This is a genomic window from Paenibacillus sp. FSL H8-0168, assembly GCF_038592955.1.
GTDB classification, from domain to species: domain Bacteria; phylum Bacillota; class Bacilli; order Paenibacillales; family Paenibacillaceae; genus Paenibacillus; species Paenibacillus polymyxa_B.
In genome coordinates, this window is sequence record NZ_CP151948.1 from 2,403,398 (window position 1) to 2,415,057 (window position 11,660).

Sequence of the window (11,660 nt, forward strand, 5' to 3'; positions counted from 1 at the left end):
TTAACAGGCAGGCCAAAGGGGCAGAAACCATGCTAGATGTATGGTTTCTGCCCCTTTTAGGTTGAAGTGTGCTCTGCTTCGTCTGTATTTAACGAAAGAGATTGGTTTTAGCCAGTTCTACAATCTCGTCACCGCGTCCGTTCAGCATCGCTTTCATCATCCACAGTGTAAATCCTTCTGCTTGTTTAAGATTAATTTTGGGTGGCATGGATAGCTCTTGACGGTTCACCACCACGTCTACCACAACAGGGCCATCATGAGCCAATGCTTGCTGAATGGCATCCTCCAGCATTGTCGGATCTTCAACCCGGATGCCCTTGAGTCCCATGGCTTGCGCTACAGCACCAAAATCAGGATTCACCAGTTCCGTGCCGTTTTCCAGGAATCCGGCCGCTTTCATTTCCAGCTCGACAAAACCGAGAGCGCCATTATTGAAAACAATGACTTTGATAGGCAGCTGATGCTGCTTCAGGGTGAGCAGGTCGCCCATCAGCATCGTGAGTCCGCCATCGCCTGAGAGGGCAATCACTTGTCGGTCAGGCTCAGTGGCCTGCGCTCCGATCGCCTGCGGCAGGGCATTTGCCATCGTGCCATGGTTGAACGAGCCGAGAAGCCGCCGCTGACCGTTCATCTGCAAATAACGCGCCGCCCATACAGTGGGAGTACCGACATCACAAGTGAAAATAGCATTTTCCTGCGCGGCGTCACTGATGACCTTGGCGAGATATTGCGGATGGATCGGCGTATGACCTGGTTTACCGACGGCAAGATCATCCAACTCCTGGCGTACCTTGGTATAGTGGGAGACGGTTTTCTCTAGATGCTTGGAGTCATGCTCTGACGTTAAATGCGGTAGCAGCATTTCCAATGTGGCTTTTACATCCCCGCATAAACCATACGTCAACGGAGTACGTCTGCCGAGATGGGCTGGCTCTATATCTACCTGTAGGACAATCGCATCCTCAGGGTAAAATTGTCTGTAAGGGAAGTCTGTTCCGAGCATAAGCAGGACGTCACAATCCATGATCGCATGGTACCCGGAAGAATACCCGATCAGTCCGGTCAATCCAGCATAATAAGGGTTGTCATACTCCAGATATTCCTTGCCTCGCAGAGCGGATACCATGGGGGACTTTAGCTTGTCACATAACTGCATGAGCAAGTCGTGAGATTGTGCACAGCCAGCACCGCATAGTAACGTAATTCGTTTGCCTTTATTCAAATATTCGGCCAGTCGGGAAATTTCGGAAGCTGACGGATGCACTACAGGTGCAGTGGGATGGTAGACATGTTCAGGGACGGGTACCTTTTCCGCCTCCAAAGCTGCTACATCACCGGGAAGAACAATGACGGATACACCTGAACGTGAAATTGCCTGTTGAATGGCCATGGTCACCGTTCTGGGAATTTGACGCGGTGTCGTAATCACCTCACAGAAGTGACTGCATTCTCCGAAAAGATGCTCAGGATGGGTAGCTTGAAAATATTCACTTCCGATTTCGTCGCTTGGAATATGAGCGGCAATAGCCAGTACAGGCACCCGATTGCGGTGGCAATCATATAAACCATTAATCAGATGTAAATTTCCGGGACCACTGCTTCCAGCACATACAGCAATGCTGCCACTAAGGTCAGCATCTGCTCCAGCTGCAAAGGCAGCCACTTCTTCATGCCTTACATGAATCCATTCGATTTGACCGTTGCTGCGAATGGAATCAACCATATTATTTAGAGAATCTCCAACAATGCCATAAATCCGCTTGACCCCTGCATTGACCAAAACTTGTACAATAGTATCTGCGATTGTCTTCATAGATGTTCCTCCTGCCTAGTAAGTAGTGTTATCCTGCCCGTGCTTTCTTGCGTCTATTCTTCTGAAATGTATATAAGAGCAAGGTCTCGGGATAGGGTGATAGTTAGCCTTAACCGTCTTAGATCAGGTGCGAAACAACAGAAAAAGGACGATATACTTGCAGATTTTTATATAAACGTATATGTTAACGTGTTCATATTATTGTCATTATTATTTTTTTAAACTAAAAATGTTGATAAAACTATTTTGTTAACGTGTGCATTGTGATAAAATAACGATGAAATCATTATGGTAATTGTGGGAGGTTACTCCGGATGAAACAAGTAGATGAATTAGACCAATTAAACAGAAAAAGCTTTATCGTTACTGAACCACTTCCTGAGAGGGTGCTGCAATTCGGGGAAGGGAACTTCCTGCGTGCTTTTGTAGACTGGCAATTTGACAAAATGAATAAGCTGGCAGAATGGAATACGGGAGTTGTGATTGTACAACCGCAGCCAGGAGGCCTCGTGGAGAAGCTTAACGAGCAGGATGGCCTGTATACGGTTATTCTTGAAGGGATCAAGGATGGGAAGGCCATGAAGGAGCATACCGTTGTGGAGTGCGTCACTCGTGGGATTAATCCGTACGGTTCGGACTTTTTGGAGTATGAAGCATTATCCCAAAAGCCGGAGCTGCGTTTTGTCGTGTCGAACACGACGGAAGCGGGGATCGCTTATGCCCCAGAGGATCAATTGGGAGATCGTCCGCAAAAGAGCTTTCCAGGCAAGCTAGCCGCCTTTCTGTACAAGCGCTTTCAATTCTTCGGGGGCGATCAGAGCAAGGGATTGGTGATCATTCCGTGCGAGCTCATCGACCGTAATGGAGACGCTCTCAAGGAAATCGTACTGAAATATGCGGACCAATGGAAGCTTGGGGCTGAGTTTATTGCATGGTTGGAGGAATCGAATACGTTCTGCAACAGTTTGGTCGATCGGATTGTACCTGGTTATCCCAAAGACCGAATCCATGAAATTCAAGCAGAAATGGGTTACAAGGACGATTTGGTTGTTGTGGGTGAACAGTATCATTTATGGGTTATTGAAGGGCCACAGTGGCTTAAAGAAGAATTACCTGCGCATTTGGCCGGATTGAATGTACTGATTGTCGACGATATGGCGCCCTACCGTACACGGAAAGTACGCATTTTGAATGGAGCACATACGGCGCTTACACCTGTAGCTTATTTATATGGCCTGGACACGGTGGGGCAGGCGGTCGAGCATGAGATTATGGGAAACTTTATCCAGTCGCTGATTCGAGAAGAAATTATTCCGACGCTGGACTCGCCAGAAGCGGAATTGAATGTATATGCCGATGATGTTATTGAACGATTCCGTAATCCCTATGTAAGTCATTATGTTATGAGTATCGCACTAAATTCGGTGTCCAAGTTCAAGACACGGAACTTGCCATCTTTGCTCCAGTATGTGGAGCAACGTAAGGCGCTGCCTGTCAAAATCGTGTTTTCACTGGCGTCCTTGCTCGTATTTTACCGGGGTGACAGAAATGGCGAGTCGATTGCGTTGGCTGACGAAGCTGAAGTGTTGAGTACGTTTGGTGAACTGTGGAGTCAATATGACGGTACTCTTGCCGGGGCGAAGCAATTGACTGCGCTGGCACTTGGCCGGCAGTCATGGTGGGGTCAAGACCTGAATCAGATCGAAGGACTGGCTGAACAAACGGCACAGCACGTGTATGAAATTACAAGCAGAGGAATGAAGGAGACGCTCGATTCTCTAACCGGGAACAGCGTGCCCAGAGCATAAGCAAGGAGGAGACCGGAATGCTGGAATTCATTCAAATTCATGATCAAGATAACGTGGCTGTCGCCTTGCGTGATTACAAGCAGGGAGAGACACTGGCGTGGGGAGCACAAGAAGAACAACGGGTGGAGCTAGCCGAGGATGTAGCACGTGGGCATAAAATCGCCTTGCAGGATATACCTGAAGGTGGGTATGTTCTGAAATATGGATATCCCATCGGTCATGCCATTCAGCCCATTCAGGCAGGTCAGCATGTGCATACGCATAATACGAAGACGAACCTGACAGGCGTGGAGGAGTACACTTATAAGCCTAAGCCAGCTCCTCATTTATATGAACAGGAGAGTCGTACGTTTCAAGGTTTTCGGCGAAAGGACGGTCGTGTGGGGATTCGCAATGAGTTGTGGATTGTGCCGACGGTCGGCTGTGTGAACGGGATCGCTGAACTTATTTTAAACCGTTTTAAGCAGGAAGCTGGAGATATTTCACCTTTTGAAAATGCACTTGTGCTCAAGCATAACTATGGTTGTTCTCAGTTGGGTGACGATCATGCACATACACGCACGATTTTGATCGATGCCGTAAAACATGCGAACGCAGGTGGCGTACTTGTACTGGGTTTGGGTTGTGAGAACAATGAAATGAAAGAATTTAAGGAAGCCATCGGGGAATATGATTCGGAGCGGGTAAAGTTTTTGCTTTCCCAGGATGTGTCGGATGAAGTAGAGGAAGGGGTAAGGCTGCTCCACGAAATTTTTGCGGCCGTGCAAGAAGATCGACGGGAACCTGTACCTTTGTCTGAGCTCAACATCGGCTTGAAATGCGGTGGATCTGATGGCTTATCGGGTATTACTGCCAATCCATTACTCGGACGATTGTCGGATTATATGGCCGCGCAAGGTGGAACAACGGTATTGACAGAAGTACCTGAAATGTTCGGGGCGGAGACGATTTTAATGGAGCGCGCTGCCGATGAGCAAGTATTTAATAAGATCGTACATCTGATTAACGATTTCAAACAATATTTTCTGGATTACAAGCAGCCAGTATACGAAAATCCGTCACCGGGCAATAAAGCAGGGGGCATCACGACACTGGAGGATAAATCACTGGGCTGCACGCAAAAATCCGGGTCTTCCACGGTCACTGATGTCATTCAGTACGGGGAACGTCTCAAGACGAAGGGACTCAACCTGCTCAGCGCGCCGGGGAACGATCTGGTGGCATCTTCAGCTCTCGCCGCAGCGGGCTGCCAGCTCGTCATTTTCACAACCGGACGCGGTACGCCGTTTGGCTCCTTTGTTCCGACGATGAAGGTCTCAACCAACTCGCCGTTGTATAAAGCTAAACCTCATTGGATCGACTATAACGCTGGTTCACTGGTGGAGGATGTCAGTATGGAAGAAGCGCTCCGCAACTTTGTTGATTACATTGTCGATGTAGCCAGCGGAACCTGGGTGAACAATGAGAAAAACAATTTCAGAGAGCTCGCTATTTTTAAAAACGGTGTTACGTTGTAAAAGGCTGTAGTGTAAGGGAGGCGGAATTATTCCGCTTCCTTTTTTGTGTTTGTATGCTTCAAAATAGGCATGTTAGACTTACTGCAAAACATGCAATATCGATTTTTAAATGAGGGGGGAAGTACAAGTGCAAAATGAAATTGTTGCTTATCGTGAAGAAAATCATGATCAACTCGTTGATATTTGGGAGCGGGCTGTACGCCGGACGCACACATTTTTGTCGGAAGAGGACATTCACTTTTATCATCATATCGTACGCAATGGTGTTTTAAAAGAACTTGAAGTTTGGATGGAATGGAATACAAGTCAAGAACCAACAGGTTTTATCGGGCTGGACGGATTGAAAATAGAGATGCTGTTTGTGGACCCTGAACGGCATGGGCAGGGCATAGGCAGCCGACTCATCCAGTATGCTGAAAAAATAAAAGGGAAGCATCTCAAAGTGGACGTGAATGAGCAGAACGAGAAAGCGTATGCTTTCTACAGACATTACGGCTTTGTACAAACGGGGCGATCTGCACTGGATGGATCAGGTAGGGCATTTCCTTTGCTTCACATGGAAATGAACAAGTGAACGATCCACTTACATCGCTATTTTAAAAACTGGAATATATTATCATAATGCACTTGTCATATGTTTGAATTTATGATATAACTTAATTACGTAATAACTACGTAATTAAGTTATTTTCAGTTAGGATTTAGATCTTACTTTTGTTTGGTGAATATAAAAGTCGGATAAGGAGGCGGGAACGGTGGATGATCTTGTTCACTCCGACATCACAGATCTAGACACACTTGTTAACATGATTAAGCTGTCTTTTTCATTTGCGGATGGTGCTAATATGATTGCTTTATGCGACCGGCTGTATAGCCATGTCAACCAAAAGTATCAGGAATTACAGCTCTACAAAGCGCGCAAGAAACCTATACAACCCATACATACCAAACGGCCGCTAGTCTACTACTACGGCTACAGTCATCTCATGAAAGGCATGGCTTTCCAAAAACAGGGCAAGTATGAGGCCGCTCGCGATTGCATCGAAAAATATTCAGAATTGGGCTGGTTTAATGGTCTCGATCAATATGGGGAAGCAGAGGTCGAATATTACCGCTATGCTGCCAGAGCTAATTTGTATGCCCTTGATATTTTGTCAGGCCATGCCGAAGTGTTGCAGGAATACATGCAATTTCTTCGTAATAATCCGGAAGAGCTGTTACCGGGGCTTCTTTCCATCGTTGAGGGAGCGTCGAGATATGACTATCCTTTAGAGGCTGTGCTTGAATCATTTGCCGAACAAATTGAAGGTTTTAAATATTTTGAAGAGCCCGTGAATGTATCTTATTATTTTCGCTTCTGCTATCAACTGGCTCTTTATTATATCAAGCAACAACAGTTTACGGTTGCGTTGGGCTATATCCTGCAATCTCTCATGCTGTCCGATACCCTGGGTATGGAACATGAACATGAGTTTAGGAAATGTACCGCTATATTTGAAATTTTCAGATCCCAAGCTACAGCAACACAGCAAGACCAATATATAACTATTTTAAAAGGAGTGTTAAAGGATGAAAAAATTGATTTCACGCCCTCTGTCGCTCAGTATGTTTAGCTTGCTAGTGTTTGTTACAAGTCATGATCTTATCACGGTGTTTTATCATGGAGCCAATCATTAAGAAGGCAGAAGTAAAGTAGAAGTACACCCAATAGCAAGTAAGCTCATTAAGATCAGGGCTTACTTGCTATTTGACGTATTATGAAGACCGATCATAACGTATATATAACGTGGCACATGTCCCAAAATATTTAGGCTGTCGTAGGTTTATGCAGCAAACCTTGTTCAGATGGATGCAAAGAAATTCTTGTCTGTTGGTAGCACGGGAATGGTTCTTCCGTGCTGTATGATCTGCTTTTTAACGCTGCATCTAGTGCCCGTAGCAAGGAGCCTATGAATTGCTCTGGAGAAAAGAAAATGCTTTTCCCGACCATATGAATGTGAAGCTCGTTATGGTCACGGTTACTTACAGACAGCAAAATACCTTGACCCTGAAAACCCGTACCGATTGCGCGTATTTTGTTAATACCCGAGAGCAGCATTTCCGTTTTCACCGCACGCCCCTGTTCCTCCACAAATACAGAAATCAGGCGTTTGTCTGTAACGATAACAATTTGGTTACCCCGAAACGTATGGCTCAGGTGTAGAAAATCTTTATATACCCCAATAGTCTGCTCATGCGGAGAAACAATCCCCATTCGTACAAACTCATCCAGCTCAGTAATATCGGGCTCCTGGTGATTTTTAATTCGTTTTTTGATACTGAACTGAATGGTTAGGATACCCAGAATAGCTATGAGAAAAGCGCTAAGTCGGACGTTAAATATAAAGAACATCAGGACAATAAGGCCGCCTACTAACCACTGTCCCCAAGTTAGATAGCGCAGCTTTTGTTGTACCGTACGGCGATAATAACCGTAGCCCTTTCCCGGTTGATACTCTTTAGTAAACTTTGTCATACCACGCATGATGGTTAATCCATAGACGGATAAAATGGTCATCGCGAGCGCCAAGAGCGTCATAAGCCATTCCTGAGCTGCAATGCCAACTAAAGTACACAGGCCAAACATGATGAGCCCCGCCCAGCAGGCAACCCTTTTAATTCGAACCTGTTTCTGAATCGAACGAACCAATTCTTCCATTCTTAATCCTCCTGATCTAGGTATATAGGTAATGATTGGAATCACATATAGTCTTATCGTACCATCTGATAGTCTTCTTCGTAAATTAATAGATGTAAAAATCCAAAGGCTGGAAGAAGACTTGTGCGTATAGTCAGATCTCCACCTGAACTTTAGATACCAAAATCGAAAAATCCAGTACTACTCATTCGAAGCAGAAGCCTCTAAAATAATAAATGTAAGTGCTTACATTATAAAGAAGGGAGGTTTTCGTATGAGTACAGGATGGAAGAATCCGCAGACACAGCCGCCAGTTCGATCGGGGAGAGGGGCATCACTAGCGCGCAAATGGGTTCAACAAAGACATTTGCAGACTATGGCGCTGCTTGGGGTGGTTTGGATGATTATTTTCCATTACATTCCGATGTACGGCATTTTGATTGCTTTCAAACATTTTGACATCATTGGTACCCTATCAAGCGCACCTTGGGCGGGGTTAGAGCATTTTCGGGCCTTTTTGGAGGATGATAACTTTTGGTACATTGTCAAAAATACACTGGGCATTAGCCTGCTTAAGCTGGCGATCGGGTTCCCGTTGCCCATTGTATTTGCTCTGTTCCTGAATGAAATACGATCTACTCGGTTCAAAAAATCTATTCAGACCATTTCGTACCTTCCTCACTTTTTATCTTGGGTCATTCTTGGCGGGATCTTAACGACGTGGCTGGCAGATACCGGGATGATTAATCAACTGTTGCTAGCCTGGGGTTGGATTGACCAGCCGATCAGTTATTTGGCAGAGCCGAGCTATTTTTGGGCTATCGTCGTTAGCTCGGATATCTGGAAGGAGCTTGGATGGTCAGCTATTATCTATTTGGCAGCAATGGCGGGGGTATCTACGGACATGTATGAAGCGGCCACCATTGACGGAGCCGGACGGTTTCAGAAAATGTGGTACGTCACCCTTCCCGCTATCAAGGGGACAATATCTATTTTATTTATTTTGGCGGTTAGCGGCATATTGAACTCCAACTTCGACCAAATTCTCGTCCTGCGTAACTCGCTGAATGAAAGTGCAAGTAATGTAGTTGATATTTATGTATATCAGTTGGGCATTCAGCAGGGCCGTTTCTCGTATTCTACCGCAGTGGGTTTGCTAAAATCGGTTCTTGCTCTCATTTTGCTGCTAATTGCCAATTCGGTGACCAAGCGGGTGAATAATACATCCCTATTTTGAAGGAGGACGGCTGCATGCAGCTATTGCAACGCAGAACAGCAGGCGAAGCGATATTCGATTTCGTGAACAACGTCTTCATGCTGATCGTTTGTTTTGTGACGTTGTATCCGGTGTGGTATGTGCTGGTGAACTCCTTTAACGAAGGAGCAGACGCTATGCGGGGCGGCATTTACTGGTGGCCGAGGGTCTTCAGTCTGGGCAGCTATCAGGCCGTGTTTGCCAACAACGGTATTATGACCGCGATGGGAGTGACTATTGCGAAGACGCTAATCGGCACGATTGTTCATGTGTTTTTTACCGCTATGATTGCATATGCATATTCCCGTAAGGAGCTGATCGGGCGCAAGCTGTATATGCTGATTGGCACCATCACCCTGTTTTTCGGTGGGGGATTGATTCCAACGTACTTGCTGATTCGTGATCTCGGACTGCTGGACAGCTTTTGGGTGTACATCATTCCTGCGATGTTCAGCTTTTTTGACCTTATTATTTTTATGGCTTTTTTCCGAGAACTGCCGGATGCATTGGAAGAGGCGGCGAAAATAGACGGTGCGAACGATTTCGGTATCTTTTGCCGGATCGTGCTTCCTGTATCTATGCCGGTAGTAGCGACGATTGCGTTGTTTCATGGGGTATACCAGTGGAACGATTATTTTACTGGAATGATCTATATTAATAATACGGATCTTCAGCCGATTCAAACGTATTTGTACCGGGTTGTTGCCCAATCCAGCTCTAATCAGATGATGGCTGCTGCGCCGGGGGGCGTTGCCCAGTCCGTCACTTCGCAATCGATCAAGCTGGCGACGATGGTTGTGACGACACTGCCCATTGTACTGGTATATCCTTTTCTGCAAAAATATTTCGTCAAGGGTCTGATGATCGGCTCGATTAAGGGATAGCACATCATCCAAGGGGGAGATTTATGATGAACATTCGCAAATGGCAGAAGGGGCTGTTGGCTTCTGTTCTGCTGGTGGGTTTGCTCGCGGCATGTACGTCCGGTGGAGGCGGTACTGTCACGGAATTGAAGGACGAGAAGACCAAGGCTACGGCAGATGCACCGGGATGGAAGGCGGATATGGAGCCGATTACGTTTGACTGGTATTTGAACTTTTCCTGGTTCCCGAACAAGTGGGGGACGGATATGACCTCAAAGTATGTTACACAAAAGACTGGGGTCAGCGTCAATTTTATCGTACCGGCAGGGAATGAAAATGAAAAGCTCAATACCATGCTGGCCTCCGGCAAGCTGCCTGATTTTGTCACGCTGGGTTGGGGAGAGGACGCGGTCAAAAAAATGATTGAGGGCAAGATGGTACTTCCGCTCAACAAGCTGGCCGAGAAATACGATCCGTATCTGATTAAAATAGCTGATCCGGCGAAAATGTCCTGGTATCGCCAAACGGACGGGAATGTATACGGGTATCCTAATGCTTCTTCTTCGCCACAGGATTATCAAAAATACGGCCAAAATTTTGTTTCCAACCAGACGTTTATGGTTCGGAAGGACATGTACGAGGCGATCGGCAAGCCGGATATGAGAACACCGGAAGGATTTTTGAAAGCGCTTCAAAAAGTGAAAGAGAAATTTCCGGAGGTGAACGGTCAGCCTCTTATCCCGATAGGATTTCACGAATTTACAGATAACGGAAATTATTCTTTTGAAGACTATTTACTCAATTTCCTAGCCATTCCTCATGAAAAGGACGGCAAGCTATACGATCGTCGTTCGGACGAAGAGTATATTCGCTGGCTCAAAACATTCCGTCAAGCAAATGAGCAGGGCCTGATCGCCAAGGACGTATTTATCGACAAACGTCCGCAAATGGAGGAAAAGGTGGCACAGGGCCGATATTTTGCCATGTTATATCAGCGTTCCGACTTTGCCACGCAACAGGTATTGTTATATGCGAACGACCCGAACTCCGTCTATATCGCGGTGGATGGACCTTCGAACAGTAAGCTGGACCCGCCGACGCTGGCCGGGCCGGGTATTTCCGGCTGGACGGTGACGCTTATTTCAAAGGATGTCAAAGACAAGGAGCGGGCTATTGAATTTCTGACTTATCTGATTAGCGAGGAAGGAAATCGTGACCTGTATCTGGGGGAGCAGGGCAAGCTGTGGGACATGGTTAACGGTAAGCCAGCCTTCAAGCCGGAGGTGCAGGAGCTACTGAACAAGGATCGTTCTGCTTTTGATAAAAAATATGGCGCCTCCTTCACCTTCTGGATGCTGATGGATACGAATATGAATTTGCAGTGGGCGCCGCCCAGCGTCGAGCCGTATAAGCAGCCAGAGGATTGGACGAAAGGCAAGACGAAAGGCTTCTCCCAATATGACAATATTAAACCGACCGGAACTTCGGCAGAGGGCATTGCGTCAGGCCAGATAGATAAAATTTGGGGCAAGACATTGCCGAAGCTGCTGCTGGCTTCCTCAGATGAGGAATTCGACCAGCTGTTTGCTCGCTTTTTGGAAGACCGCAGAAAAGCAGGATATGACAAAGTTATGGTCTATCAACAAAAAGCCTATGAGGAAAACCTTAAGAAAATTGAACAGTTCACCAAATGATTAATTCAATGACTTAATCTATTGAACCCCTAA

At 46.2% G+C, this 11,660-nt stretch carries 9 protein-coding genes; 7 read left to right on the forward strand and 2 right to left on the reverse strand.

What is annotated here, in order from left to right; all coding sequences use genetic code 11:
* Positions 1 to 88: 88 nt before the first annotated feature.
* Complete coding sequence (poxB, locus tag MHI21_RS11365; RefSeq protein ID WP_341161656.1) at positions 89 to 1,813, reverse strand: ubiquinone-dependent pyruvate dehydrogenase; 1,725 nt, start codon at positions 1,811 to 1,813, stop codon at positions 89 to 91.
* 314 nt (positions 1,814 to 2,127) lie between these two features.
* Between poxB and MHI21_RS11370 the strand changes: the two genes are divergently transcribed.
* The 4 genes from MHI21_RS11370 (at position 2,128) to MHI21_RS11385 (ending at position 6,751) form a co-directional block, all read left to right on the forward strand.
* On the forward strand, positions 2,128 to 3,621 hold the full coding sequence (locus MHI21_RS11370) for a tagaturonate reductase (protein ID WP_341161655.1): 1,494 nt from the start codon (positions 2,128 to 2,130) through the stop codon (positions 3,619 to 3,621).
* Positions 3,622 to 3,638: 17 nt separating this feature from the next.
* Positions 3,639 to 5,138: an altronate dehydratase family protein gene (locus MHI21_RS11375; RefSeq protein WP_209941876.1), complete on the forward strand. Its 1,500-nt coding sequence runs from the start codon at positions 3,639 to 3,641 to the stop codon at positions 5,136 to 5,138.
* Between the two features lie 127 nt (positions 5,139 to 5,265).
* Complete coding sequence (locus tag MHI21_RS11380; RefSeq protein WP_209941877.1) at positions 5,266 to 5,712, forward strand: GNAT family N-acetyltransferase; 447 nt, start codon at positions 5,266 to 5,268, stop codon at positions 5,710 to 5,712.
* 181 nt (positions 5,713 to 5,893) lie between these two features.
* A complete protein-coding gene (locus tag MHI21_RS11385) occupies positions 5,894 to 6,751 on the forward strand; it encodes a DNA-binding protein (RefSeq protein WP_342420014.1) in 858 nt (285 codons plus the stop codon).
* Between the two features lie 194 nt (positions 6,752 to 6,945).
* Here the strand turns inward: MHI21_RS11385 and MHI21_RS11390 are convergent, their stop codons facing one another.
* Positions 6,946 to 7,836 carry a hypothetical protein gene (locus tag MHI21_RS11390; protein WP_342420015.1) on the reverse strand — a complete coding sequence of 297 codons (891 nt, stop codon included), beginning with the start codon at positions 7,834 to 7,836 and terminating at the stop codon, positions 6,946 to 6,948.
* 253 nt (positions 7,837 to 8,089) lie between these two features.
* Between MHI21_RS11390 and MHI21_RS11395 the strand changes: the two genes are divergently transcribed.
* The 3 genes from MHI21_RS11395 to MHI21_RS11405 are packed head-to-tail and all read left to right on the forward strand — an operon-like array spanning position 8,090 to position 11,627.
* On the forward strand, positions 8,090 to 9,052 hold the full coding sequence (locus MHI21_RS11395; protein ID WP_342420016.1) for an ABC transporter permease subunit: 963 nt from the start codon (positions 8,090 to 8,092) through the stop codon (positions 9,050 to 9,052).
* Between the two features lie 14 nt (positions 9,053 to 9,066).
* Complete coding sequence (locus MHI21_RS11400) at positions 9,067 to 9,954, forward strand: carbohydrate ABC transporter permease (protein ID WP_342420017.1); 888 nt, start codon at positions 9,067 to 9,069, stop codon at positions 9,952 to 9,954.
* A gap of 26 nt (positions 9,955 to 9,980) precedes the next feature.
* Positions 9,981 to 11,627: an extracellular solute-binding protein gene (locus MHI21_RS11405; protein ID WP_342420203.1), complete on the forward strand. Its 1,647-nt coding sequence runs from the start codon at positions 9,981 to 9,983 to the stop codon at positions 11,625 to 11,627.
* The last annotated feature ends 33 nt before the right edge of the window (positions 11,628 to 11,660 follow it).

What these genes read in the sequence shown, in the direction of transcription:
- poxB (WP_341161656.1), bottom strand. Translation starts at nt 1,813, where the DNA reads ATGAAGACAATCGCAGATACTATTGTACAAGTTTTGGTCAATGCAGGG.
- MHI21_RS11370 (WP_341161655.1), top strand. Translation starts at nt 2,128, where the DNA reads ATGAAACAAGTAGATGAATTAGACCAATTAAACAGAAAAAGCTTTATC.
- MHI21_RS11375 (WP_209941876.1), top strand. Translation starts at nt 3,639, where the DNA reads ATGCTGGAATTCATTCAAATTCATGATCAAGATAACGTGGCTGTCGCC.
- MHI21_RS11390 (WP_342420015.1), bottom strand. Translation starts at nt 7,836, where the DNA reads ATGGAAGAATTGGTTCGTTCGATTCAGAAACAGGTTCGAATTAAAAGG.
- MHI21_RS11395 (WP_342420016.1), top strand. Translation starts at nt 8,090, where the DNA reads ATGAGTACAGGATGGAAGAATCCGCAGACACAGCCGCCAGTTCGATCG.
- MHI21_RS11400 (WP_342420017.1), top strand. Translation starts at nt 9,067, where the DNA reads ATGCAGCTATTGCAACGCAGAACAGCAGGCGAAGCGATATTCGATTTC.
- MHI21_RS11405 (WP_342420203.1), top strand. Translation starts at nt 9,981, where the DNA reads ATGAACATTCGCAAATGGCAGAAGGGGCTGTTGGCTTCTGTTCTGCTG.